Origin of the sequence: Pseudoalteromonas sp. SCSIO 43201 (assembly GCF_023716725.1) — a bacterium.
Taxonomy (GTDB): Bacteria; Pseudomonadota; Gammaproteobacteria; order Enterobacterales; family Alteromonadaceae; genus Pseudoalteromonas; species Pseudoalteromonas peptidolytica.
The window spans coordinates 1,031,094-1,056,322 of sequence record NZ_CP072683.1; the positions used below are offsets into that span (position 1 = coordinate 1,031,094).

The 25,229-nt window shown below is 41.9% G+C and carries 23 protein-coding genes; 7 read left to right on the plus strand and 16 right to left on the minus strand.

Features of this window, described 5'->3' with window-relative positions:
* Positions 1–27: 27 nt before the first annotated feature.
* From J8Z24_RS04430 to J8Z24_RS04465, 8 genes are all read right to left on the minus strand, one after another.
* Complete coding sequence (locus tag J8Z24_RS04430) at positions 28–363, minus strand: DUF3703 domain-containing protein (RefSeq protein ID WP_252095338.1); 336 nt, start codon at positions 361–363, stop codon at positions 28–30.
* A gap of 97 nt (positions 364–460) precedes the next feature.
* On the minus strand, positions 461–739 hold the full coding sequence (locus J8Z24_RS04435) for a beta-lactamase family protein (protein WP_252095339.1): 279 nt from the start codon (positions 737–739) through the stop codon (positions 461–463).
* Positions 740–884: 145 nt separating this feature from the next.
* Positions 885–1,388, minus strand: coding sequence for an RNA methyltransferase (locus J8Z24_RS04440; RefSeq protein ID WP_252095340.1), 504 nt, complete (start codon positions 1,386–1,388; stop codon positions 885–887).
* A 596-nt stretch (positions 1,389–1,984) separates the two neighbouring features.
* Complete coding sequence (locus J8Z24_RS04445; protein WP_125250407.1) at positions 1,985–2,299, minus strand: DUF6172 family protein; 315 nt, start codon at positions 2,297–2,299, stop codon at positions 1,985–1,987.
* A gap of 271 nt (positions 2,300–2,570) precedes the next feature.
* Positions 2,571–3,347: a hypothetical protein gene (locus J8Z24_RS04450; protein ID WP_147391489.1), complete on the minus strand. Its 777-nt coding sequence runs from the start codon at positions 3,345–3,347 to the stop codon at positions 2,571–2,573.
* A 506-nt stretch (positions 3,348–3,853) separates the two neighbouring features.
* Positions 3,854–4,630, minus strand: coding sequence for an ion transporter (locus tag J8Z24_RS04455; protein ID WP_241651731.1), 777 nt, complete (start codon positions 4,628–4,630; stop codon positions 3,854–3,856).
* A gap of 179 nt (positions 4,631–4,809) precedes the next feature.
* Entirely contained in the window at positions 4,810–5,118 is a 309-nt protein-coding gene (locus tag J8Z24_RS04460) for a hypothetical protein (protein WP_128732680.1), read from the minus strand.
* A 109-nt stretch (positions 5,119–5,227) separates the two neighbouring features.
* On the minus strand, positions 5,228–6,133 hold the full coding sequence (locus J8Z24_RS04465) for a LysR family transcriptional regulator (RefSeq protein ID WP_252095341.1): 906 nt from the start codon (positions 6,131–6,133) through the stop codon (positions 5,228–5,230).
* Between the two features lie 153 nt (positions 6,134–6,286).
* Here J8Z24_RS04465 and J8Z24_RS04470 point away from each other — a divergent pair, with 153 nt between their 5' ends.
* The 4 genes from J8Z24_RS04470 to J8Z24_RS04485 all read left to right on the plus strand — a co-directional run bounded on the left by J8Z24_RS04470 (position 6,287) and on the right by J8Z24_RS04485 (position 9,373).
* Positions 6,287–6,973: a type 1 glutamine amidotransferase domain-containing protein gene (locus J8Z24_RS04470; RefSeq protein ID WP_128732678.1), complete on the plus strand. Its 687-nt coding sequence runs from the start codon at positions 6,287–6,289 to the stop codon at positions 6,971–6,973.
* A gap of 22 nt (positions 6,974–6,995) precedes the next feature.
* On the plus strand, positions 6,996–8,057 hold the full coding sequence (gene curA / locus J8Z24_RS04475; protein WP_252095342.1) for an NADPH-dependent curcumin/dihydrocurcumin reductase: 1,062 nt from the start codon (positions 6,996–6,998) through the stop codon (positions 8,055–8,057).
* A gap of 97 nt (positions 8,058–8,154) precedes the next feature.
* Positions 8,155–8,763, plus strand: a complete 609-nt coding sequence (locus tag J8Z24_RS04480; RefSeq protein ID WP_147391380.1) for a glutathione S-transferase family protein — start codon at positions 8,155–8,157, stop codon at positions 8,761–8,763.
* A gap of 292 nt (positions 8,764–9,055) precedes the next feature.
* Positions 9,056–9,373, plus strand: a complete 318-nt coding sequence (locus J8Z24_RS04485) for a hypothetical protein (protein WP_176033000.1) — start codon at positions 9,056–9,058, stop codon at positions 9,371–9,373.
* Positions 9,374–9,537: 164 nt separating this feature from the next.
* Here the strand turns inward: J8Z24_RS04485 and J8Z24_RS04490 are convergent, their stop codons facing one another.
* The 3 genes from J8Z24_RS04490 to J8Z24_RS04500 all read right to left on the minus strand — a co-directional run bounded on the left by J8Z24_RS04490 (position 9,538) and on the right by J8Z24_RS04500 (position 15,030).
* Positions 9,538–11,550: a prolyl oligopeptidase family serine peptidase gene (locus J8Z24_RS04490; protein WP_252095621.1), complete on the minus strand. Its 2,013-nt coding sequence runs from the start codon at positions 11,548–11,550 to the stop codon at positions 9,538–9,540.
* A 319-nt stretch (positions 11,551–11,869) separates the two neighbouring features.
* Entirely contained in the window at positions 11,870–13,567 is a 1,698-nt protein-coding gene (locus J8Z24_RS04495) for a hypothetical protein (RefSeq protein ID WP_176032998.1), read from the minus strand.
* A gap of 452 nt (positions 13,568–14,019) precedes the next feature.
* Positions 14,020–15,030 (minus strand): nucleoside hydrolase, encoded by a 1,011-nt coding sequence (locus tag J8Z24_RS04500; protein WP_252095343.1) that lies wholly within the window; start codon positions 15,028–15,030, stop codon positions 14,020–14,022.
* 310 nt (positions 15,031–15,340) lie between these two features.
* Between J8Z24_RS04500 and J8Z24_RS04505 the strand changes: the two genes are divergently transcribed.
* The 3 genes from J8Z24_RS04505 (at position 15,341) to J8Z24_RS04515 (ending at position 18,984) form a co-directional block, all read left to right on the plus strand.
* Complete coding sequence (locus tag J8Z24_RS04505) at positions 15,341–15,895, plus strand: carbohydrate binding domain-containing protein (protein ID WP_252095344.1); 555 nt, start codon at positions 15,341–15,343, stop codon at positions 15,893–15,895.
* Between the two features lie 285 nt (positions 15,896–16,180).
* Positions 16,181–18,499: a TonB-dependent receptor gene (locus J8Z24_RS04510; protein WP_252095345.1), complete on the plus strand. Its 2,319-nt coding sequence runs from the start codon at positions 16,181–16,183 to the stop codon at positions 18,497–18,499.
* 236 nt (positions 18,500–18,735) lie between these two features.
* Positions 18,736–18,984 carry a hypothetical protein gene (locus J8Z24_RS04515; RefSeq protein WP_252095346.1) on the plus strand — a complete coding sequence of 83 codons (249 nt, stop codon included), beginning with the start codon at positions 18,736–18,738 and terminating at the stop codon, positions 18,982–18,984.
* 130 nt (positions 18,985–19,114) lie between these two features.
* Here J8Z24_RS04515 and J8Z24_RS04520 read toward each other — a convergent pair whose 3' ends face one another.
* The 5 genes from J8Z24_RS04520 to J8Z24_RS04540 form a co-directional block, all read right to left on the minus strand.
* Positions 19,115–20,500 (minus strand): hypothetical protein, encoded by a 1,386-nt coding sequence (locus J8Z24_RS04520; protein ID WP_147391055.1) that lies wholly within the window; start codon positions 20,498–20,500, stop codon positions 19,115–19,117.
* A 753-nt stretch (positions 20,501–21,253) separates the two neighbouring features.
* Entirely contained in the window at positions 21,254–21,484 is a 231-nt protein-coding gene (locus tag J8Z24_RS04525) for a hypothetical protein (protein WP_125250387.1), read from the minus strand.
* A gap of 128 nt (positions 21,485–21,612) precedes the next feature.
* Complete coding sequence (locus tag J8Z24_RS04530) at positions 21,613–22,695, minus strand: MBL fold metallo-hydrolase (protein ID WP_176032995.1); 1,083 nt, start codon at positions 22,693–22,695, stop codon at positions 21,613–21,615.
* Between the two features lie 337 nt (positions 22,696–23,032).
* Complete coding sequence (locus J8Z24_RS04535) at positions 23,033–23,740, minus strand: response regulator (RefSeq protein WP_176032994.1); 708 nt, start codon at positions 23,738–23,740, stop codon at positions 23,033–23,035.
* A gap of 12 nt (positions 23,741–23,752) precedes the next feature.
* A complete protein-coding gene (locus tag J8Z24_RS04540) occupies positions 23,753–25,216 on the minus strand; it encodes an ATP-binding protein (protein WP_176032993.1) in 1,464 nt (487 codons plus the stop codon).
* Positions 25,217–25,229: the final 13 nt, after the last annotated feature.

Sequence of the window (25,229 nt, forward strand, 5' to 3'; positions counted from 1 at the left end):
TTGCCTCAGGGCGTTATTGCGCGGCGGTTATTTCAGGTGCTGTGCTAAATCGTCGGGGATTGCCATTGGTTTGAATGGGTTCACATTGGTGCCACCAGTATTCCCTTTGGGGATCCAGATTTTAGAAAATAACATCGCAGCAATAATTCGGGCTATTTGTCCTAATATTTCTTTTTTATTCTTTGTTTTGTAACCAAGCTTAAGCATCCACCAATGGGATTGGGTGTGTGCAATCACAAAGGATTGCCCCAGAATATGTGCTCTTTCTAAGTGATAAAAACAGCCGCTATACTGGGCGTGTTGATAGTGCCTGTTGGCTGCGGCCATTTCCGCTTGAAATGCTAACTTTAATGCAGGTTTCATGGAAGGTGCCCTCTTCGCTTATCCGGTTGCTGTGGATTTTTTATCAGCAAGTTTCAGTGTTTTTGCTTAGCTTAATGTTACGCGCAAACAGCTCAGGTTAATTGAATAAACTGGCTATATGTTTGTGCTTGTTGGCTACAACATACCCCTTTGCCCATACAATCTGGCCATTTTTGATCACCGCAACACTTAAGCCTGGTAGCTTATGTTTAGTCATTGAGGTCATTATGCTATGAGGTTGGTATTGCTCTGTGGTGATGCGAACATGCGGGTAGAGGTTAGAGGCGATATGTTCAATTTTATGGCTATTGGCTTGGCTTTGGTGTGGCAAAAGCCAAGCCGCCAACATTGCTAAAATTGAGAGCTGATATTTCATTATTCTTCCTTAATTTATTATTGTTTTTGAAATATATACGTTTTTCTGTAGTTGTAATTAGGGGAGGTATTTAGAGTGGGTGGCTGTGTGGGTGACGAAAACGACAAAGAGCGGCCTATTCGATGTGAGCCGCTCTGAGTAAAAGTTAAGTTACAATCAGGCGATTATTTGTGTCTCTACTGGTGAGGATCTGCTCGGCATTAAATTCTACTGAGCGCTTTGCCATGCGGTCATATAACAGCACGTTGACGGTGGCGGCTAAGTTCATGCAACCGGTGGTTGGTACGTACACTACGGCGTCTGCTGCATCAACAAGTTCTTGTGGTAGGCTGCCATCCTCTGGGCCAAAAATGTATAGCGCATCACTAGGGTGAACAAACTGAGGTAGGGGGGTGGCGCCTTCAACCAATTCTACACATATGAGTGCACGACTGGGGGCTTTTAACGAAATAAAGTCATCAACATGTTTGACGGTAATGTTATTGGCAATATTTTTAGTATCAGTGTGGTACTTGGCTGCTTTTGCATAACGATTGCCATTGAAATAGACAGCCTGAGCTTCATAACAGCCCGCAGCTCGCAATACTCCCCCGACATTGGTAGGTGATTTAGGGTTGACTAATCCAATTGCTGCAAACGATTTGCTCATACTTTTCTATTCTCACTAAAAGGCAGTGTTACCACCATAAAACGCTAATGGTGATTGTATCATGTATTACCGTATTTGGACTCTTTGCGATTATAAGATAGAGTTTCAAAGCTCGTAGCTGCCATATATTCGGCCTTTTTATGAGCGGGTTTATCCGTTCTAGCCCCAATGGACATAGCCTCCAGTATCTTTTCAACTTCGACGGCTGCTAATGGCGCTTGGTATAACTCACTTCTAACATCGAGTTCAGGTTAATTAGCGCTGTGTCAGTGTATTGTAATACCACTTTGACTTAATACTTGCTCAATTTGAAGGAGTAAATCTGACGCTAACAGCATTAAAAATTTCTTATTTAGAACAACTAAATAGCAAAATTTTTGCCTTGCCTACAGGACGTAGGTACCTCGGCGTGAGCAGGACGCGGAAGTGGTGTTATCGACAAGATTTTCTTGCCTCAAAATAGACCACTTAATTAAGAAAATTGGTATTAAATCAAGGTAAGCCAACATGGCTAGAGGAGGGGGAGAGGATATTATGGCTGTTGAGTTAAAGCTCGACCCACAAAAAGTGGCTTTGCAGGTCGGTTGTGACTCGAATTACTCGTCTTCTAATTCATCGTCAGATAGTTCGTTTGACTTTCTGACGCATGGCTTTGCTAGGATCTCAACATAAAAAGAGGTCAAATTCTCTGTTTGTGTTTTATCTATTAATTTGTTTAGTTGTGATACATGGACAGGTTCAGCTTCGGCTTCAGTGTTACCAAACTTACAGTCAAAATCCCAATAATCAGCACCGCTAGGCAATGTTTTATTGCGTTCGCGCTTTAGGTATTTTTTTAGCTCATGCTTTACCGCGTCAACGCGTCTTTCAAGTTTGATTTTAGGGTGAATTAGTTCAAATGTTTTTTTCATAATTGCCTTCAAGCAAAAAATACTCAATCGGCAAAACAGTATGCCTGAGTAGGTAATTTGTATTGATTTGAGCGTAAAGCCTACGCTTAAATCAATACAGAAATGTAATAGAGTATATTACGATATATTTTACGAACTGGCGAGGAACTTTATGTGCACTCAAAAGATTTTAAGCCGTTACGGACTTTACTGTATCGAGAAAGTTAGTGTTAGTTGACTGTGCTGGTGCGCAGACAACTAACAGAGTTTGTATCATCGCTATCGTTACAGATTAATCTGTTTTTTGTTGAGTTCGATTTGAGTTTGTTGACGTTAATCTTAATGATAATTGCTCTAGCTTTTCTGAAATTGCGGCTTGAGTCATTTCAAGCTGCGCAAGGCTGCTACCGATTTCTATCTGTTTAGTATCTCGGCTCTGTGATTGGGTGTTTAATTTGTCTACGGTACTTTTTAAAGCGGTAATTTGACTTTTCAGGTTTTCTGCTGACTGTTGCTGCTCCTCTAATAGCGATAGCTTAAGTCCCATTTCTGTCTGGCTTTGTGATAGCGTATTTACTTTTAAATTGATACCAGATTGGCTCTTAGTCGCACTATCAAGCTGTGATTTGAGCTGTTTGATTTCCGATTGATTACGACGCCAAGCAGAGCCCCATAGTTTATCCATTTGTGACCATAGCTCATCGGTGCGTTCTGTGAGTGTGGCAAGCTTGGCTTGCATCGCACCTGCCGACAGATCCATCTCTTCATCAGTCGCTGAAAGAGTATGCTCCAACTGGGCAATACGCGTTGTTGAAGCTAGTAATTGAGCTTGCGCTTCTGATAGTTGCTTGTACAGCCCAAACACTGCTACTGCCAAGGCAACAATAGCAGCGATACTTATCCAGCCGATGATACCTGTTTTTTGGTTTGTTACTGATTTTGATTCTGAGGGGTTAGCAGCTGATGCGGGTAACTTGTTATTTGTTTGATTGAGAGAGTCTTTAAACGCCTCAACCTGATCTAAATCGGGTGTAATACTTGGCAGCTCAGGCTCAATTCTTTTATCCAACGTCTATTCCTCTCTTTTGGGGTTTATCTAGCATTTTGCAGCTTAAACTAATTGGGTTGATTCTCCAACCAATTTGAGAGATAAGGTGCCGTCACTGGCGGTATTGAGGGGGTCACAGGATATAATACCAATCAACCTTAATACTTGCTCAATTTGAAGGAGTATACCTGACGCTAACAGCGTTAAAAATTAACTTTTTAGAACAATTAAATAGCAAAATTTTTGCCTTGCCTACAGGACGTAGGTACCTCGGCGTGAGCAGGGCGCAGAAGTGGTGTTATCGACAAGGTTTTCACGCCTCAAAATAGACCAATTAATTAAGATAACTGGTATAACTACTCAGTGAACTACTTAAAGAAAAAATGCTTTTGCTAGAGTACGCGCACAAAAGGCTATTTTTGAAATCGCTAGCTAGGAAAGGAGAAGAAGACGCGCTGCGACACGTCTTCTCAACTCAAAATAGAGCACTTCACTAAGTTTTTAGTATCGTGTTGTTAGAATGCTACCTATTTTTTGTGCTTTAGGAGCTGGTCGAGTTTTTCTTCAACCCGCAAAACATCTTCTCTGGTTGCTAATACTTGCTCTGGCTTGCCTTCTTCCTCGTGCATTACCTGCATTGCATCGACAATAATACCAATAAAGAGGTTGAGCACGGCAAAGCTGGTGATAATAATAAACGGCACAAAGAACAACCAAGATTGTGGGAATAACTCCATAGTCGGGCGAACAATTCCCATAGACCAACTCTCTAGTGTCATTACCTGAAAGAGCGTGTAAGCGGACGCGCCAATAGAACCAAACCATTCCTGCATATTAGGATCTGGATGCTGGCCAAATAATTTTGTGGTGAGAACCGCAGACACATAAAATACAATACCAAGTACACCAATAACCGAAGCCATACCCGGTAGTGAGTGTCCTAGCGCACCAATAACTCTGCGCATCTGAGGGACGACAGAGAAAAGTCTTAAAACCCGTAAAATTCTGAATGCACGCAGCACCGACAAAGCACCGGTTGAGGGAGCCCATGAAATAGCGACAATCACAAAGTCAAAGATATTCCACCCAGACTTGAAAAACTTTACGCGATAAACAATCAGTTTTAGCGCCAGCTCAAGGGTAAAAATCAACAATATGACTAGGTCAATTTTATGCAGTAGCGCCGCATTGTCTTTGCCAAACTGGGTGGTTTCAAGTCCCAATGTCACAGCATTAAACAAAATTACCGCAATAAGAAAGTTCTGAAACGGTTTTGCTTCTACGAGCGCAGTCAGTTTTGACATTACATTGTTTGAAGGTGTCATGTGTGTAAAACGAATAACTAAATAGGTACGCCATAATGTAGGGCAAAACATAGTTTTTCAAGATTAAAATAACCAAAACACGATACAACTGCTCTAAAAGCCGTGGCAGTAGACTAAGTTACTTGTTTGGGGAGTGATTGAAATCTTGGTTTTATCAACTAATCCTCCGGCCCGAGTAGGGTATAGGTGAGGTGCTTACGCATATCTTTTAAAATCACCCCTTTTTTCAGCATGGCGGCGCTTAAACGTTTTTGCCATTTTAGGAGATCTGGTTTTGCAGCTTCCAATGTTTTTTCATTCTCAAATTGGAAAAAGAGTATTAATGAGCCGGGGAACAAGTGATATTCGACATCAAACCAGCATTGCACCATGCCGGGAATTTCAGCTAGAGCTTGTTCTTCAAGCTTGTCTGCAATGGTGAGTACCAAGGCTTGCTGTTTTTCTTGTACTTTTGAGAGCTTTTTCATAATGGAGTCCTGATATAGTGTTTTAGCCCAGCGCGCCATTATAACTAACCACTTTGAATTACAACAGCACAGATACTGATGCGATAACGCATTTGCTATGCTGGTGGTACTAGGTATTTACCAATTGACGCTGAAAATATCCTTTTAGAAAATCCAGCAGTAATCGCACTTTTTTAGAGTTAGTATTGCCTTCGGGGAACACGCCGTAAACATGAATGTCAGGTAACGCATAGTCATCCATAATAGTAACGAGTGTGCCTGCATCAATTTTGGGGCGGGCATCGTAAATAGGAATACGACCAATACCATGTCCCCCCTCTACAAAAGCCGTGCGAGCAGCGGCATTATTTGTGCTGATGTCTCCTTTCATCGTAATACTGTATGCGCGATTGCCTTTACTTAACGTGAGGGTACCTGAAGTGAGTTTGTAGATCACCCAGCGATGTTGATAAAGGTCGGTGGGGTGTTTTGGTGTGCCATATTTGCGCAAATACTCCGGCGACGCGCATAAACAAGTTTTTAGTATTGAGAGCTTACTGGCTTGCAGTCCTGAGTCAGGAAGTGGTGCGCCACGAATAGCTAGGTCAATCCCTTCTTTGATGATATTCACGACTTCATCTGTGAGCATAATATCGAGCTGAATTTTTGGGTACCTAGCACTAAATTCGTTCAGCGCAGGCACGATGGTTTGCAGGCCGACGTTAACCGGACACGTGAGTTTGATTAGGCCAATTGGCTCTTTCTTTAAATTTTCTATTTGTTGGTTTGCGGCAAACGCTTGTTCGGCAATAACACGGCAGCGTTGATAATATTCGCTGCCAGCTTCAGTCAAAGAAATGGTGCGCGTGGAGCGGTTAAGTAGCTTTATACCCAATTGTGTTTCTAGCTTTTTGACATGGTAACTTACCACAGCACGGGATAAGTTAAGCTGTTTTGCTGCACCGCTTAATGTTCCTTGTTCAATAACTTGTGCAAATACCACCATACTTTTTAGCTGCTCAAAAGAGACGTTCATATTCGCTCCAACTCGCCTTGATAAACTAGATTGTATCAATTTTTTGAACAAAGAGTTAGCTTTTGTCTGCATTGTTAGATTGGGTTTTAGCTCATATCCTATTCTTTAGCGTTACCAGATGGTGGTAACAAATCCAACTTGAGGGCAAAAGTAATGACAAAGAAAATATTGATGGTACTTACTTCACATGCAGAGTTAGGTGAGACAGGTGAGAAAACGGGATTTTGGATAGAAGAGTTTGCTGCGCCTTATTATGCTTTTATTGATGCAGGACTTGAGGTGACGATTGCTTCACCTAAAGGTGGTCAGCCACCAATCGACCCAAAAAGCCAAGAGGCTGATTTTCAAACTGAGAGTACTAAACGTTATTTCGATGACAAAGAGGCGCAAGCGCAGATAGCAAACACTCAAGTGCTTTCACACATGGATGCTGCACAGTTTGATGCCGTATTTTATCCCGGTGGTCACGGACCGCTGTGGGACCTTGCAACCAATAATCATTCAATTCAGTTAATCAACGCTTTTTTAGCAGCCAAAAAACCAGTCGGCGCGGTATGTCATGCTTCAGCAGTCTTGATGGATGTCATGACGGAGTCAGGCGATTATTTAGTCAAAGGTAAAGCAGTAGCGGGCTTTACCAATAGTGAGGAAGCTGCGGTAGGTCTGACAGAAGTGGTGCCATTTTTATTAGAAGATGAACTGGTAAAGCGCGGTGCTGATTTTCAAAAAGTCGATGATTGGAACACCTTTGCGGTGAGAGATGGTTTACTGTTTACAGGACAAAATCCAGCGAGCTCTGAACTTGTCGCCGAGAAAATGCTGACGTACCTAAACCTCTAATATTTAGTAAAAGGAGCCAATTATGAGCAATTCACTAAATCGAGCTCAAAACGCACAATCGAATCGCCGCATCACATTGGCGTCACGCCCGAATGGTGCACCAACGCAAGAAAATTTCAATTATGAAGAAGCGCAGATCCCAACGCTAAAAGAGGGGGAGGTGCTTCTTCGTACCGTCTTTTTGTCTTTAGATCCTTATATGCGTGGCCGTATGAGCGACGCAAAATCCTATGCTGATCCGGTAGCTATTGGCGAAGTGATGGTGGGTGGTACGGTATGCCGAGTTGAAAAATCAAATAACCCTAAATTTACCCAAGGTGACTGGGTACTCGCGATGAGTGGATGGCAAGACTATAGCGTTTCGGATGGTACTGGCTTACTTAAGTTAGATAGCAATTTACCCAACCCATCATACAGCTTGGGCGTTTTAGGAATGCCGGGGCTGACAGCTTACATGGGATTGCTGGATATAGGTCAACCTAAAGCAGGCGAAACGGTTGTCGTTGCAGCAGCAACAGGCGCTGTGGGGAGTCTTGTTGGACAAATTGCCAAACTACAGGGTTGCAAAGTCATTGGTATTGCTGGTGGCGAAGAAAAATGTCGCTATGCAGAAAGCGAGCTTGGTTTTGATAGATGCCTTGATCATCGTAGCGATGATCTCGCTGAGCAGTTAGCTCAGGCTTGCCCATCGGGTATCGACGTCTATTTTGAAAATGTGGGTGGCAAGGTGTTCGATACGGTGTTGCCGCTTTTAAATCCAAGCGCTCGGATCCCATTGTGTGGACTTATTTCCCAATATAACGCGACAGACTTGCCATCTGGGCCTGATCGCCTGTCTTTGTTGATGGCGACTTTGCTAATTAAGCGGATAAAAATGCAAGGTTTTATCGTCTTTGATGACTACGGCCATCGTTTTGATGAGTTTAGTAAAGCAATGTTACCGTGGCTGCAAGACGGAAAAATTAAGTATAGAGAACACTTAATTGACGGAATGGCGAATGCTGTTGAAGCGTTTATTGGCCTGCTTGAGGGTAAAAACTTTGGCAAACTTGTTGTGCGTTTAGGACCTGATGAGCTGGTATAACGCTTAGTTAGTTTTAAGGCGTAACTTAATCAAATACGAATAAGTATATCCACAGAAATTACTTATCTACAGCTAAGCTTAAATGAGGAAAAACAAAATGTTAACTGTACACCACCTAAACGCGTCTCGCTCTACGCGGGTAATTTGGCTGTTAAACGAACTGGGTTTAACGTATGACATTGTCAGACACCAACGCGACCCCGACACGCACCTTGCACCGGATAGTCTTAAAGCGATCCACCCGCTCGGAAAAGCGCCTGTACTGGTGGATAACGAACATACTTTATGTGAATCAGGCGCAATAATGGAATATATTTTAGATAAATCTGAGTCTAATCAAATGAGACCCGAGCATGGGACTCCTGCATACTACAAGTACTTGGAGTGGACACACTTTGCTGAGGGATCTTTGGCGTTACCAGTGATTGCATCAGTAGTGATGAAAATGGAACAGCGTCAAGGAGATCAAGCCATGGACTCGTACATCAATAAAGAGATTGATGTTGATTTCTCGTACATTGATGCCACCTTGGCAGAACAAGCGTTTTTTGCAGGTGAGGAGTTTTCTGCGGCTGACATTATGATGACGGTGATGTTAGATATTGCAGATAATATAGGGTTAATTAGCACGCGAAAAAATATTAAAGCATATCTTAGTAAGATCCATGACCGAGCAGCTTATAAAGCAGCACAGGAACAAGGGTAAAAGTGAGATACCTCGGTATCTTCTTAGTTGTTATTTTAATGTAAGCTTTTCTTCATTTAAATGAAACAGGGGATGGCTATTTTTAGCATGCACAACAACGTGCTTAAAAACCACCAATTGCCTTAATTAAGTGGTCTGTTTTGAGGCGAGAAAATCTTGTCGATAGCTAGGTGAAATTTTGCTGTTTAGTTGTTCTAAATAAGAAGTTTTAACGCTGTTAGCGTCAGATTTATTCCTTCAAATTGAGCAAGTATTAAGTCAAATTGGTATTAATATAATAAGGAAATATCCAATGAAGAAAGCTATTTTACTTCCCCTGTTGCTTTTAGCCGGTACTGCACAAGCAAAATTTGTTACTTGCACTGATGAAATTGATAGTATTTATATGCACAGTGATGGTGTTGCTTGGATAACACCAGAGCAACATGAAACTATCGAGCTAAAGCCAACACATCCTGATTACTATAAAAACCTAGGTATCTTGTATTCAGCAATGAAGCTTGGGAAAACAGTGGTTTATACATCAGATAATGGCGAAGAGAATACCAATAAGTGTCATGATACTGATGAAACTTTATTTCCATTATTTAATATAATAAGGGTGTATTAAATCTGGCTCTTGCTCATTTTAAATTTATATTTTTGATGAGAAATAAACGCCCTAATAGCTTAGGCTTTCGATATTTTTATTCATAGTGTAAAGCAAGGTGCTGTTTTTTAAAGTGCTAGGGCTATAGTCCTAGCACTTTTTATATATAAAAATATTTAACTGGATTATTTTAATCTATCCATTAAATACACATATTCAAGACTCTTAACCATGGCGCGTTGTTCATTATTGGCAGCACCAGCATGGCCTCCTTCTATATTTTCAAAGTAAAGTACGTCGAATCCCATGTCTTTCATCTTGGCAACCATTTTTCTAGCGTGACCCGGGTGTACACGGTCATCTCTGGTTGAGGTAGTGAAGAATACTTTAGGGTATTGCTTATCTTTACTGAGATTGTGATAAGGAGAGTAAGTTTTAATGTATTCCCACTGCTCAGGTTGATCCGGATCGCCGTACTCACCCATCCAGCTTGCGCCAGCTAAAAGTTTGTTAAAGCGCTTCATGTCGAGAAGAGGGACCTGGCATATCACAGCATTGTATAAATCTGGTCGACGTGTAAATGCAGCACCCATTAATAGTCCACCATTGCTTCCGCCCTGAATGCCTAGGTGTTGTGGCTGAGTAACCTTGTCAGCAATGAGCTGCTCGGCAACGGCTTCAAAGTCTTCATAGGATTTATGACGGTTTTCTTTTAATGCAGCTTGATGCCAACTAGGGCCATATTCTCCACCGCCTCGGATGTTAGCAAGCACAAATACACCCCCTTGCTCTAGCCAGTTTTTGCCGATACTAGCGGAATAGAAAGGTTGCATTGATACTTCAAACCCACCATAAGCATATAATAGTGTTGGGTTTTTACCATTAAGCTTTAGTGATTTTTTGTGGACAATAAAATAAGGTATTTTTGTACCATCTTTTGAGGTTGCAAACTTTTGTTGAGTAACGAACTTACTTGAATCAAAGTGTGAGGGGTTACCTTTGAGTTTGGTGATTTCTAATGATTGGCCATTCACGAGATACAAACTAGCTGGCGAGAGAAAATCAGAATAATTCACAAAAAAATCATCTCTGTCTGGATCGGTATCGAAGACAGAAAGTGAACCTGTTTCAGGGAAATTAACTTGATCAACTTGCCACTGGCCATTGGCTTTAGGAACGTAGCGGAACACTTTATTTTTCACATCATCCAAGACCGTCACAAGAATGGCGGACTTAGTGAAATCAAGCGATTCAATCGAGCGTGTTGCTGTTGGTTTGACCAAACTGGTAAATTTGATGTCTTCTTTTTTAATGTCATCAATGTTGGCGTAGATCACCTCTGCTTGTTCAAATCCTTTCCATGACGACTTCAATTTCACGAAGAATTTACCGTTATTTAAACCTAAGAAGTCTGAATCTTCGGGAATGGGAAGCTTTAGTTTGTTTCCATTACTAATCTGAAAGATATTTCTTGTATAAAAGCTCGTCGCTTCATACAGCATGTGATATGACGTGTCATTGTCATAAATTGTAAGGCCACCTACGTTAATTGAGCTTGGTTTTGCTTCCAAAATTGTCTTAGCGTCCTTTAGTGGCGTTCCTCGTTGCCAAATTTTGACGATTCTTGGATAGCCAGAGTCAGTCATTGAGCCTTCGCCAAAGTCGGTTCCTACAAAGACCGAGTTGTCGTCATAAAAAGAAATAGTGCTTTTTGCTTCGGGCAAATAGAAGCCGTCTTTAACAAAAGACTTAGTTGGAATATCAAACTCTCTTACAACCTTTGCATCTGCACCGCCGCGCGACAAACGCACTAGACAGCGTTCGTATTTGGGGTAGTGGCACGTGATCCCACTGTATACCCAATTCTCGCCTTCGGCTTTAGCAAGTGCATCAAGATCTAGGATTGTCTCCCATTTTGGATTATCTTTTTTGTATTCCTCTGAGGTTGTTCTTCGATAAATCCCTCTGACATGATCTGCATCTTTCCAGAAATTGTAGTAATAACCCGCTCGTTCAGTAGCGTATGGGATGCGAGACTGATCATTTAAAATATCTAATGTATTTTGATAAATGTTCTGATACGCAGGACTACTTTGGAGATACTTTAGAGATACCTCATTTTGTTTGCTGACCCACTCAAGTGGTTTTTCACCTTCGACCTCTTCAAGCCAAAGGTAAGGATCTGACTGTGTTGCCATTGTTTTACCCGAGATTGCTGATAATGCGCAAAGTGCAGTAGCTGCAGCGATGTGTTTCTTCAAAATGATGTTCCTACATTCACTTAATTTCGTCCTTTTTATCATTTGATGGCAAAAATAGGAATGTAATATTATCAAAAAAGTTACATCGATTTACATTTCGTCCGCGTAGGGCGCATAAAGCGATTAGCTTTATCAGCAGTATTTGATAGCTCGAAAGATTGGAAAGTGTGATTTTTTGAATGAAAGGTAAACGAAAGCTACACGGTAGCGTGGCATTCGTTTACCTTAAAATGGGTGTTTTATCTAAAATGTCAGATTAATTACGGCCTCTGAAATCTTTTAAAACATGATCGTTAGGATCTAGCTGCTGATTTTCAACCCACTCTAGCCATTGCTGCAATGAAATAGAAAGCTGCATTGAGTAATCCAAAGAGATCCATTCTTTCTTGTCCGGCGCAAAGTCATAATGAGGCTGAGCTAGGCTTTTACCATCGACACGAATATTAAAGGATTCACCAGCACCCGTATTGGCGAAGTACAGACTATCGATTTGTGCGAAGTTAATACCATCATGGATTTCACCTGTGTCGCCACCTCTATCTTTACCCAATGTGTCGCTGTTTATAAGCGGTACCGCACATTCAGGCGTTTGCTCTCCAAACTGTGAGATCATCAGTGGTGTATTACGCTCACTATCAGGTAAAGAAGCGGTGCCATGGCAAGACATACAAGAGCTGTTGGTGTTATCGGCAGGACCATTCAAGCGATTGTTACAACCAAGGTGTCCAACTTGGCGTGTCATAGCACTGCCACTATACTTGTTAAGTTCATCAACTAAAGACCAGTTTATCACTGCTTCTGAAAAGCCTTTCTCTCTTGGATTCACTGGTGTATTAAACGCTAAGTGGCCTTTTGCAGGCGTATCGTTACCCCACATTAGCCCTAGCCATGTCATCTTCTCCCATGGGTTTTTGACTTTTGCTTTGCGTTGCCCGTCCGCCACAAAGGTGCCGTATACCCAGCCTGTATCTTTTGCTCTGTCGTCTCTGACGGCGACATCAAATTGAAGCAGTTTTACGTCATCCCAAGCCTGACTGTTACGTTTACATTGCTTACTTTCTTCAATAAAGTTACATTCCTTGCGCTCGTTACCATCTTTATCTTTGCTTCCTGGTGCTACTTTACATTCACAGTAAGCGGGATCTGAGATATTGGCATTCCAGCTTGGTAATCCTGCTAACACAGGTATTTGAGCGATAGTTGAAGTATTAAATAATGGCTTAATAATGACGGCACCTTCGTGGAATCGTACGCCTTTTTTTGGTAATTTAGCTGTGCCATCTTCTTGCCACACTTCCCCTAAAGTGTATGCTGCTGTAGCATTATAAAAGCCGACAGCCCACATGGTCGAGGCATCTGTACCCGAGCTATCTTGCACCGAAAAAGTGACTGGAGCTTCACGTGTTAAGCCCCTAATGTACTCCCGCCCTGAAAGTGGATCGTAAGTTTGAAATGGAATGTGGAACCAAGGTCTATATTTATTTTCACACGTATCAAAGTCCCTTGAAGCAACTCTTCCTTTGCCCGCAATATTTCCTTCAAGGCCATAGGCATAAACAAGCTTTATGTATTCTTTGGCAAGCTTGCTTTTTTCTCGTTGTGAGGTACTTTCATCGAATAGTGCATCAAACTTGGCATCATACCAAGGCTGATTTTTCTTCGGTTCAATAACAAGCTCTCGTGGGTATTTATCTGAGAGTGCGAATATTCCTTCATCCCATAGCGTTGTTGGTACATTAGAAATAGTTTGGCCTTCCCACATCTTTGTGAATTTGGGGTTTGGGTCTTGCCAATAGCTAGGATATGTTTGGGTACAAGTATTTAGCTCTGTATATTGGCCTTTGTACATTGATTGTTTGTACCAAGGCTCAGCTTTCGCTGTTACAGAATATGACGCGAGTGCAGACAATACGAGTGCAGCCGCCTTTACTGTTGATGAGTTACTGATGTTCATTATATTCCCTTTTGTTACTTGATACGCAAACAGAAAGCGTTCGCCACGCCAGTCAAAACGAATAGCAATCGCATTAGTGCTTAAACCAATTTGAAGGGGGGAAGTACCATACTCGCTTGGCTAACGGCTTAATTTATAAAAATTAAGTTATAATATTTGCCCTACCAACATGAATGGGTAGTTCTGCCGCAGCGAGCCATGGCACAGCGTGCCTTCCCCGCATCAAAAAAGCTCATTTGGTCGATGTAATTGCTATAAGCTGAGCTTGTCTGTAGTTATCATCGGTGACAGAAATGAGTTTTGTTGATATTACTCGAGTAAATTGTAGTGCTGAGTGAAACACTTTGGTATTACACGAGATTACGTTAGATTACACTTTGCTTTTGCGGTATTGAGTTTTTATACCGTTACAGAGGGCTTGCCCACAGCAAGTGGGCAAACTGATAAGCGGATTAATCGTTGAATACAGCAAGGTAAGTTTCGTAAACGAGAGACTTATTTGCGGAAATTGCAACGTTTATCTTAGTACCATCTACTTCATCTACAATCAATTTTCCTGAAGTATCTTGCTCTTCATTCATGGCTTGCTCGATGCGGATCGCAAAGGGCTGAGTTGAAACAATATCTGGATTGGTAATAACACAGGCGGCAAGAGGATCCCAAAAAGATAAGAAGCTGCCGATCCCTTCTTTGTTGTCAGGATAGTCAAGTACTTCAGATAAGAATTGGGCTTGCGGCGACTGAATACGCTTGAGTTGTGTCACAAAGTCATTGTCAATTGGTACATCCTGTGTTGCATTTAATGCAACCAAAGTGACAGGGATCCCAGAGCCAATAACCTCTTGTGCACCGAGCGGGTCGATAAAAATATTCCATTCAGCCACGGCATTTGAATAGTAAGGGTTGTCGCCCAAAGTATCGAGTATGTTACCACTTGCGCCAGGCGTGATGTACTCATCAGTAAGGTTTCCGCCCATCATGACTATTTGCTCTATGGCTTTGAAAATACCTGTTTGTAACTGTTTATCAGTTTTGGCTGCTTGGAATAGTTGCCCAAAGTTTGTTCCACCTCCAATGGATAATACAGTCACCTTATCTGATGTGGACAAAAAGTAGTCGGTTAACCATGCTTGTGCCTCATATATATTTGCTTGCCTATTTTCTTGGGGGAATGTGGCTTGATAATGGCTATCAGCACCTTGTCTGACATTGGCAGGGAAAACATTACTATATCGCAGTGGTGCATTCGCACCTTTTAGAATAGGAAGCTTTTGCGTTTCATCGCTATACAAGGTCAAAAAATTAGCTAAATTTTCCACCCCTTTAGACAAGTGAGCGGCGCCACAGCCGGTAACGCTGATAGCTAATACTTCTATTTGTGGATGTTGTAGTAGGTAAGCTAATGCCATGTAATCATCAAAGTCCATGTCGGTATCAATGATAACTTTTGTTAATTTGCTCATTTTCATTTCCTGTCTAACTGAGTGAGTTAGGAATATAGAAAATAAACAGCAGTAAAGATATTACAGTGAGTTACATAGCATTACACCTATGTTTGCCTGTTACAGCAGCTCTTGTTAATTAATTATCTTAATTTCTGCGTTGCTAATTTTTATAGGTAGTTCGTGTATTTTAACGAGTGCTCGTGCTTGCTAGTCAGAAGCAATACTTGAAATCTTTTAATAGTCATCAAAATAGCAATCAGCCGTTGTTGTTATATCACTCATCAATAAATACACTGAGCAATATTGCGTAAGGAGGGGGGGCTAAAGGATGCTCAGTGTGCGTTTATTTATATTAGTCTTGGCTATTTTACTTTCTGGATGTACTGTTGCTAGCCAAACTTTAACACCTAATCAGTGGCGATATGCAACGGATCTACATGGTAGCCAGGCTACATATGATGAAGGATTAGTACAAAATGGTGTGGTCTCGGTGCACTTTACTCGGGTTCCTCGTGTTGATAAAGCGAACAATTCTTGGGTGGAGTTGATATACGATCTACCCCAACAGTTAACCCCCGCATTTATTGTTACCCTTGCCTATAAAAGTGATAAAGCCGTCATTGTTAAACTCTCACAACAAGAGTATGGGGGGTTGGGCGATAAAAGCTACGCCCATTACCAAAGCGTATTGCCAGCCTCAAATTCTTGGCAGGTTGTTCGGCTTTCTCTAAGTGATTTTGAAAGGCCGAGTTGGACGCCTGAGTGGTCCAAAGATAAAGGGATTGTACTTGAGCATATTTCCGCGCTTTATTTTGTGCCTGATCTCAAGGACGCAACTGGTGGAGAGGCGACGCTTAGCGTTAATCGTCTAGAGATAGAGTAGTTGCGCTTGACGAATATCTCAGTGAAGCAAAACTGAGTTGTTAAGGGTTATATAGCGAGCTTAATTTAAACCAGTGCTGCTGCGTTTAACGTAAAGCGCTTCTCTTTGAATTCTTTTTTATTGATTAGCTCGGTCTCATACTGTTTTTTAGTACAAAGATGAATGAGTATGATACAAGACAGCTTCCTGGTACGAACAAATTATCAAGCGTTTCAACTTTACTCCCACAGATGTGAAATTCTGACTAAACTTAAGTAACTCAGTCAATAGTGAGTTTGCATTGTTATGTCTAGCCACAACTATATAGTGGGCACCAGCGTACTGTTCGCATCGCTCAATTGCACGGGATTATCGGCGAGTGAGGAGGACTTGTTTTCATTGTCACTCGACCAGCTTTTAGAGGTAAGAGTTGAGGCAAGAAAAGTTACTGAGAGTTTACAGCGCACGCCAATTTCAGTGTCGGTTTTATCACAGCAACAAATTCAACAGCGCAATATCACGGATTTATTGAGCGCGAGTTATTTCATTCCCAACGTTGATGTAACAACGACAGGAGAGAATTCAGGCTGCACCCATTGTGCAAATATTACCATACGAGGAGTGGGTCAGGTTGATCCAATACCAACAACGGATCCCAGTGTTGGTGTCTATGTTGATGGTGTTTATCTTGCTCGCTCCGCAGGTACTATGTCGCGATTTTTAGATGTGGAGCAAATTGAAATACTGCGGGGGCCTCAGGGGACACTTTTTGGTAAAAATACGATAGGCGGTGCTGTTAATATTCGTACCAGCCCTGTAGTGGATGAAACCATCTTTAAAACCTCACTAACGCTTGGAGAATTTGACCGTCGAGACCTAACCATGGTGGTTAATCAACCGCTCTCAGAGCACGTTGCGATAAGAGTGGCAATGGCAAAATATGACAAAGATGGCTTTGTTCGCCGTCTAAATGGTAGCCAAGAAGGAGGCGAAGATGATTTTAGTTTGTCAGCTAAGCTACATTATCAGGCAAGCGATGACTTAAGTTTTCGCTGGCAGTATAGCCGTCAAACACAGAGCCGGGGGAGTGCACCTTCTATACTTGCTGCCAAAAATGATGATGCGATTTTAATCCAGCTTTACAATATATTCGCAGAACTTGGTGGTGGGGTGGAGCCAATTGAGCCGCTACAAGTTTTTGATGATAAGTATCTCAGTGCCTCAGAGCAAAGTAACAGTAACAGCTTTAGGCATACAGGAATTTCGCTACAGGCTGATTATCGGCTAACTGATGCGATGTCACTCAAATCCATTACCGCTCACCGGTCGCTAGATGCCTTTTATAGCCGAGACTTCGACAACAACCCTGTTAATATTGGCGTCACTCAAGACTGGCAATGGCAAAACCAACGTAGTCAAGAGTTTAATCTAACTGCACAGTTTGACGATTATGATTGGTTACTTGGTGTCTATTATTTTGATGAAAATATCAGTTATCGTGCAGACTTTAACTTTTTTGACGGATTATTTCAGGCGCTTGAAGCTATCCCGACACCGATTGATGGCTCACCTTTATCTGCACCAACCGATATTGGCGGTGCGGGTAACCCATTAAATGCTGCATTTGATTTCCACAATCGCTTTTTAAATGAAATTGAAAATACTAGCTATGCCATATTTGGTCATATGAATTATCACTTTTCACCAACTTGGTCAGGCATTGTAGGTGCAAGGTATACCCGTGAAGATAAACGCCAAGAGGTGACAGGGTTAGCCTTAGAGGCGGACGTGCTGCTTTTATCTCGCACTAACCAGAGTGAAGCTGGAGCTGTGACACCAAGTTGGAAAGTGTTTTCCCCTATGCTTGGCCTTCAATATCAACCCAATGAGCATGCAATGTTTTATTTAACGGGATCAAGAGGGTTTAAGTCCGGTGGTTTTAATGGCTTACCCAGTTCAGCTGCGGCAATCCGACCTTTTGAACCAGAGCATTTAACCGCGTATGAATCGGGCCTGCGTTCGCAGTGGCTTGATAACCGTTTGCGGATTAATATTTCCGCTTTCTACTTGCAACATAAAGACATGCAGTTGAGGGGAGGGGAGTCGACTCAAGAAGGAGTCGAAATATTTATTGATAATGTAGGTAAGACCAAGACGAGAGGGGTTGAGTGGGAGTTCGAAGGGTTACTTGATGACGATGTTGGTGCCTCTATCTCAGGCGCTTTTACCCGCTCTGAATTTGTAGATGTGGGCAATGCCACTCAAGTTACACTCGATAGTACCCCCATCCGTACACCCAAGTGGTCATTAACGAGTAGTATTTGGAAAAATTGGTATCTAGGTGGGAATAAGCGACTACATACTCGATTGGATTGGAGCTACCGCAGTAAAATGTATACAGATGTCTTTAATTCTCCCTTTGCACAAACTGACCACTTAAGGTTGCTAAGTGCAAGAGTTCAATTGGACTTCAGCGAGCATCTAAGTATTAGTGTACATGCTAATAATCTAACCGACGAATATCACTTTATTGGCGCTAATGATTTTCGTGAAGTATTTGGTATTGCGGAGTATTGGCTAGCACCACCAAGAGAAGTAGGCGTGACCATGACGCTTAATTTTTAAGTGCTAAAGAACAGGCGTCATAAAAATAAGTTGTTTATTGTAAAGTGAGCGTTGGGTGTGCTTCTTAGTGTCATTACAGTGTTTGGCTTTGGAGTGACCGCCTGATCTGGGTAGCGTACTTCAGTTTGAGATAATAAATATCGACCCCCTGCTATCAGCCTGTTTTAATGATGGGTTTAATCCACGTATCATAACTGTTATCCTGCGCGGCAACTATGGTAGTTGAGATAGAGCAAATGATTAACGATAACGATGTCATAGAAACTTTAGAAGAGCTTGAAGCATTTTTATTGCTCATTGATAACGGTGGGTTGGGTCTTCAAAATGTTGCAGGGGTAGCATTGGCGACTAACAATAGTGATGGCAGGCCGTTTGTTGCTGTTCTTGATGATAATCACCAGCTGCTATTGGGTCGCTGGGTATCTCAAGCTGTGCATGAAAATGGTAAAGATTTGGTACGTTATGGGCCAAAAAAAGCCCATTAACTACTTCAAAGCAACTTCAAAGTGGGTTTTCAGTTTTGTTAGCCCACGATTTGCCGTCCATTAGGTGGCTCGCTAGTGTGCTACGGAAGCTATGATGCAAGCCACGTCCAGTAATGTGGTCTCTATGTGGTTATTGTTCATTCTCAATATACACTGAGTCACTCGCCATAAGTTCTATTGCGACTATTTCAGAGCGGTTCATTGTTAACTTATAACGCTCAAGCTGGATCCCTTTTGATGATTGAAAACGCATCACTAAGTTTATCTGATAGCGTCGCTCTACCGACTTCTTCGATACCTTTTTGCCATCTAGGTTATATAACTTACCAGCGCCTTTTTTTAAGTAGCGCGAGAAAGCGCTCATATTGAACGTAATACGCTGTTGTACCTCTTCATAACCTGGGAGGAACTTGTCAATTTGCACTTGGTTTTTGCAGCAAAAGTGCATGAGGTGTGCCGCTTGTTTATTTTGTTGACGACGTTTTTTTAGTAGCTTATCGACATCTTCAGGTAAATCTTTTTTACGGATATGTTCAAGCCAAATCGTTTGTGTACAAACGATTGCATCCGTAACGGAGTTTTTAAACTTATTGCGCCATTTAGGCCGACCACGTTGAATATAACGCCATGCCCATTGCGTTAAATCCTCTTTGAATGTTTCTCTAAGGCCATAGATCACCCCAAGTAACGCGATAAGCGCCACTGTAACTTCTTGGAAGTTAGAGCGAGCATTGAGTACGATAAACATCACAAATGCCATGATTATTCCTGTGACAACCCCTCGCACTAGGCGCTTTAGGTTGGTACTTAAGTCTATCGTTTGTTTATTAAAAACCACGCCATATTCGATTAGGCGCTCGAGTAACTTCATTTTGTTGGTAATGCGGTTTGGATCGCTTAGTGTAACTTGGGAGTTATAGCGTTGCTCCTCGCGATATTGGCTTTCACGTTGACAAAACTGCGTAATGACACTGCGCTCTTGACTAAAGTCGCTGGATTTTGGACCGGTTGACAGCAGTTTCAAAAAAGCCTGCTCTGTATGCCAGCTTAAGTAGTTATCGGCATTTTGATAATAAGGTTGTAGTTTATTGTCTGGTGGTGTGTAGCGCCTTAGTTTCTTCAGCAAACGCTCGGTTTCTACAACTAATAACTGTGCGGCTGGATAAAACTCATCGGCTTCTTTTAGCTTCAGTGTCTGCTTTACATCAGCATCTAATGCAATACGGATCTGATAGCAGAATAAATTTAAGTTGACTCGATAATCTGTTTTCTGACCTTTACTTTGACTGATAAAACGGCTTCGCACCAAGGGTAGATGAAGTTGTTCTGAGTAATAGGCGCTGTGGCTTTTGATGTTGGCATTAAAGTATTCGACTTCATTTAGGGTGCTGCTATTGATCCCCATATCAGTTGGGATCGAAAAATACAGGTCGAGTTGATTTGTCTCTTTGGGAAGAAGTTGATAATTAACTTTAAAAGATAGGCTTTCGTCTTGGCTTAGTTTAGCTCTACTCACTCGGGTATGATACCTCCTTGATTGGTATGTTTAGAGTATAACATACCTAACTCTAAACTTGCATGTTGATACTTGTAACGTATTGTTTTTAAATTGGATTTAGCTTTTTGGTGGGGGGCTTTGATATTACGTCCAGCCAACGCACTGGCACCAATACTCTGTCGGCAAGGTGAACTTGCACGTCAATCGTTCATTGTTGGGAATAAATTCGTCTTGCCTACAGGAGGTAGGTACTTTAGTGAGAGCTGGATGTGGGGGCGGTGTTATCCCCAAAATTGTCTGGCTAGATAAGAATGCAACTTAATTTATTCATTAAAAACAATTGGTTATATCATTCCTTATTCCAGCTTCAGGCTAAGTAAATTAACCTGAACTTGGCATAACAATTTGCTCTCTAGTTGCTGCTATCTCTTAATACAGCGCTAAATTTATCTGCTATGGACGCACAAATTTGCCTTATATTGAGAAATGGCTTGCAGTTAGAGTGGTATTACGCTTTGAAGTGTAGGTGTGTTATACCAATTTGACTTAATACTTGCTCAATTTGAAGGAGTAAATCTGACGCCAACAGCGTTAAAAATTTCTCATTTAGAACAACTAAATAGCAAAATTTTTGCCTTGCCTATATGGATGTAGGTACCTTAGCGATAGCAGGACGCGGTAGCGGAGTTATCGACAAGATTTTCTCGCCTCAAAATAGACCACTTAATTAAGCAAATTGGTATTAGCTGATTCACTAACTTCTTCAGCCCCTTAGTTGTCTGAAATATCAGTTATCTTTTGTGCTTTAGGTAAATCGTTCTTGATTGTAAGCGCCATCAAAAAAATTAAACCAAGTGGTGCGGCGACAGCCGAGAAAAAAGCAAGAACCGAGACTAAAATGGGGGTTTGGGTTTTTCGCTTCCCCAAATAGAACCCTAAACCTGCAAATACGATAGCGAGGATAAATACCGCTTGACCAAGTAAATTAGCGTCTATGTTCATTGATACTCTTTATCATTGATTGATGTGTTATATATTTAACTCTTTATTTATAAAGACGTTACGATAGCATGGCGGTGGCCATCATTATAGATTATTTTAATTTTTCGCCGCGCCGCCAAATTGACTTTTTACAAACTAAGTGAATCCCCTTCGTTTAATATGTATATGGGGGTGGCTGTTTTGAGTGTATCTTGCATTTTTAATAGGCGGAATAAGGCTGAATGTGATGTCCGGTCTCCCATTTTCCAACTGGCATTACCATAGCCCCATGGCACCATTACTTTGCAGCCTAGTTCCTGTGCGGCTACTAGAGCATCTTCTGGTGTCGTGTGTACTTTGCGATACCATTTAGGGTGTTCTTCACTATGATATGACGCAATCGGAAGTAAACAAATATCAATATCCCCGTATTTTTGCTGAATATCTCTGAAGTGTGGAGAGTATCCTGTATCACCGGCAAAAAATAATGTGTGGCCCTGATGCTCTAATACCCAGCCACCCCACAATGCTGCGCCATGATCTTCATACAGAAAAGGAACCCAAATGCGGCTGCTGAAGTGATTAGCGGGAACAAAATGTGCAGTGACATCACCGAGTTGTTTACTGGCATACCACGCCATTTCGGAAACTTTGTATCCATCATCAGGAAAATGCTCGGCAAATCCAAGTGGCGTTAAAAATTGTGCCTTAGTGCCAATGGTTTTTACATCATCTTTGTTGAAATGATCGTAATGTAGATGTGAATACATAACTGCATCAGTTTGTTGAAGCTCAGCTTTACTTAGCGCGGTTGGCAGGTTGCGGTTATATCCTTCTGAAAGGCGAAATGCCCAGTTTACAGGCCAATCAAATTGCGCCGTTACAGGGTCAAATAGGAATTGTTGTCCGTCTGGTGAATTAACCTTGAAACTGGCATGCCCAAGCCATTGAATTGTAAATCCAGTTGTCAGTGACAGTGATGGATTTTCGCCAACATAGGTGCAATCTTGCATTTGTGATTTACACGTAATGCGTGGTGTAGGAGGGTAGCACTGTGCTTCACAGGTAGCAGGATAAGCTTCAAACGAATTATATAGATTGCTGTACCTGTCTTCATAGCCCTCGATAGCACTATGTTTTATCACTGAAGATGGCGGTGTAATACGTTCCACAACATTGTTGTTACTGCATCCTGTTAAGGATAATAAGATGACGAAAGTCAGCTTTTTCATTGGTTTTCCTTATTATTTTTGCTTTTGAGTTTACCAATAAAAGGGAGCGTGGTGTAGTCGCTAAAAATCAAAGGGGAGGAGTATAATGCCTATTAGACTTAATACTTGCTCAATTTGCAGGAATAAATCTGACGCTAACCGTGTTAAAGATTTCTTATTTAGAGCAACTAAATAGCAAAATTTTTGCCTTACCTATATGGATGTAGGTACCTTAGCGAGAGCAGGGCGCGGTAGCGGGGTTATCGACAAGATTCTCTCGCCTCAAAATAGACCACTTAATTAAGATAATTGGTATAAAAGCAAGCGCCAGCGATGCTATACGCAGGCGCTTGTGTTGTCAGCCTGTTTCCGTGCCACGTTCTTGGGCTTCAAATTTATACCCAGCCCCATAAATCGAGTGGATAAAGTCATACTTGGGGGCGATATTTTGCAGCTTTTTACGAATATTCTTGATGTGACTGTCGATGGTTCTGTCGCTAACGATATGGCTATCGTCGTAAATATGGTCCATCAACAAATTGCGACTGTAAATGCGACAGGGGTGGCCATACATGGCTTTTAATAACATAAACTCGACATGAGTAAGCGTTGCTTTGGACTCTTGAAAAGAGACAAACAAGCGTTCTTCGTCAAGTTTGAGTTTGCTTTCAGTTTCCGACATATCACCGCGTTGATTCAGCTCAACTCGTCGCAAAATTGCTTTTACTCGAGCGACGACTTCTTTTGGACTATACGGCTTACACACATAGTCGTCGGCACCCACCTCTAAGCCGAGCAAACGGTCGATTTCTTCAACCTTTGCAGTGATCATAATGATAGGTACCGTTGAATGTGCTCTGATCCGTTTGCAGATCTCAATGCCATCTACATTGGGTAACATCAAGTCAAGCAAAATTAATGCAGGTTGTTGCTCCTTAAAAGCCTCTTCTGCCAATGCCCCATCGTATACGAGGTGACTGGTATATTCAGCTTGTGCAAGATATTTACTTAATATATCAGCAAGCTTTGGTTCGTCTTCAACAATTAAAATATGTTTGTTTGGCACGGGAGGTATCCATTATTTTTTCAGGGTAATAATAATAGCTAGACCACCAAGTTCGCTCAAGTTTGCTGTGATTTCTCCGTTATGTGCAGCAACAATGCTCTGGCAAATCGCAAGCCCAAGACCAGAACCCCCTGTTTTCCTGCTTCTTGCCTCTTCCACACGATAGAGTCTATCAAATAGCTTATCTAACTGTTCACAAGGTACCGCAGGGGCGCTGTCTTGCCAGTAAATGACAGTTTTCCCTTGTTGTTGTTTGACCTCAACCTCTACGATGCCAGGGCATTGCTCTGAGGAGTCGGTATAGCGCAGCGTATTTTGTAATAGATTATCAAATAGTTGACTGAATCGTTGGGCATCACATTCAATCTCAATATTATCATCACACTGTAGCGAATAGGTGAGGTGATGTTTGTCAATTTGATGACTAGCTTTGCTAAAAGTATGTTGCAAAAGGTCATGGAGATTTTCTCTATCCATGTTGTAAGTAAGTGCACCACGGTCAGACATTGATAGTTGATGTAAATCATCAACTAAACGAGTGAGCCGTTGAATTTCCTCATTGAGTGAGATAAGTTGTTCAGGATCACTGGTGATAACACCATCAATCATACCTTCAAGCTCTGCCCGAAGCACAGCAATGGGCGTGCGCAGCTCGTGAGAAATATCAGCTATCCACTGCTGTCTTGCTACTTGATTTTGTGCCAAGGTGTCCGCGAGACGATTCATATCTCGGGCCAGTAATCCCAGCTCGTCATTACTGTTAATCTCGACTCGTGAGTCATAATTCCCCTGTGTAAGTGTTTTAGCATTACGGCGTAACAGCACGATGGGGCGCACCATATACTTACTAAACGGTATTGCAATGATCAGCGTGATCAGTAATGCAACAAGCGCGATGACAACAAACTGCTGTCGTTGTTGCTGAGCGAATAATTGATTGAACTCGTTACTAATCAGTGCACTTTGTTCGACGCCAAGATATGCAACCACATGGTCATGATTTGGCGCTGATAAATGCTCTCCTTGATAAACAGGAAACCAGAATGATGAATGTATGCTCTGAGCCTTACCCATGATGATATTGCCTTGCGGGTCTTTGAGTAACAGGCGTTTTTTGTTACCCATACGCGGTGGTCGGTCTTTCCGTCTAGGTCGCTCAGTTGCAGTCGCTCGGTGGCGTGGTGGAGGTCTAAAGCGTGCTTTAGGAGGAGCGTCATCTGGCAGATCATAAAATTGGTGAACAATATCATTCCATGACTCTGAACCGCGATACACCCAGTTTAGCGAACCATAACGCTCATAGTTTTCGGCAACTTGATTGACTACCTCTTGAAGTTGCACGCGAGTCGTATTTCTTAGATAACTGGTGAAGCTTTTCTCAAATGCTAATTTATTGGCGATATAAATAGCCAGCACTAACGCAGTGTTGGCTATTAAAATGATTAGCAAAAGTTTGACGCGGATGGTCATTTTCATAGTTGTTACTACT

Coding starts and splice junctions, on each gene's coding strand:
- J8Z24_RS04430 (WP_252095338.1), bottom strand. CDS start 363: ATGAAACCTGCATTAAAGTTAGCATTTCAAGCGGAAATGGCCGCAGCC.
- J8Z24_RS04435 (WP_252095339.1), bottom strand. CDS start 739: ATGAAATATCAGCTCTCAATTTTAGCAATGTTGGCGGCTTGGCTTTTG.
- J8Z24_RS04440 (WP_252095340.1), bottom strand. CDS start 1,388: ATGAGCAAATCGTTTGCAGCAATTGGATTAGTCAACCCTAAATCACCT.
- J8Z24_RS04445 (WP_125250407.1), bottom strand. CDS start 2,299: ATGAAAAAAACATTTGAACTAATTCACCCTAAAATCAAACTTGAAAGA.
- J8Z24_RS04455 (WP_241651731.1), bottom strand. CDS start 4,630: ATGTCAAAACTGACTGCGCTCGTAGAAGCAAAACCGTTTCAGAACTTT.
- J8Z24_RS04460 (WP_128732680.1), bottom strand. CDS start 5,118: ATGAAAAAGCTCTCAAAAGTACAAGAAAAACAGCAAGCCTTGGTACTC.
- J8Z24_RS04465 (WP_252095341.1), bottom strand. CDS start 6,133: ATGAACGTCTCTTTTGAGCAGCTAAAAAGTATGGTGGTATTTGCACAA.
- J8Z24_RS04470 (WP_128732678.1), top strand. CDS start 6,287: ATGACAAAGAAAATATTGATGGTACTTACTTCACATGCAGAGTTAGGT.
- curA (WP_252095342.1), top strand. CDS start 6,996: ATGAGCAATTCACTAAATCGAGCTCAAAACGCACAATCGAATCGCCGC.
- J8Z24_RS04480 (WP_147391380.1), top strand. CDS start 8,155: ATGTTAACTGTACACCACCTAAACGCGTCTCGCTCTACGCGGGTAATT.
- J8Z24_RS04485 (WP_176033000.1), top strand. CDS start 9,056: ATGAAGAAAGCTATTTTACTTCCCCTGTTGCTTTTAGCCGGTACTGCA.
- J8Z24_RS04490 (WP_252095621.1), bottom strand. CDS start 11,550: ATGGCAACACAGTCAGATCCTTACCTTTGGCTTGAAGAGGTCGAAGGT.
- J8Z24_RS04495 (WP_176032998.1), bottom strand. CDS start 13,567: ATGAACATCAGTAACTCATCAACAGTAAAGGCGGCTGCACTCGTATTG.
- J8Z24_RS04500 (WP_252095343.1), bottom strand. CDS start 15,030: ATGAGCAAATTAACAAAAGTTATCATTGATACCGACATGGACTTTGAT.
- J8Z24_RS04505 (WP_252095344.1), top strand. CDS start 15,341: ATGCTCAGTGTGCGTTTATTTATATTAGTCTTGGCTATTTTACTTTCT.
- J8Z24_RS04510 (WP_252095345.1), top strand. CDS start 16,181: ATGTCTAGCCACAACTATATAGTGGGCACCAGCGTACTGTTCGCATCG.
- J8Z24_RS04515 (WP_252095346.1), top strand. CDS start 18,736: ATGATTAACGATAACGATGTCATAGAAACTTTAGAAGAGCTTGAAGCA.
- J8Z24_RS04525 (WP_125250387.1), bottom strand. CDS start 21,484: ATGAACATAGACGCTAATTTACTTGGTCAAGCGGTATTTATCCTCGCT.
- J8Z24_RS04530 (WP_176032995.1), bottom strand. CDS start 22,695: ATGAAAAAGCTGACTTTCGTCATCTTATTATCCTTAACAGGATGCAGT.
- J8Z24_RS04540 (WP_176032993.1), bottom strand. CDS start 25,216: ATGAAAATGACCATCCGCGTCAAACTTTTGCTAATCATTTTAATAGCC.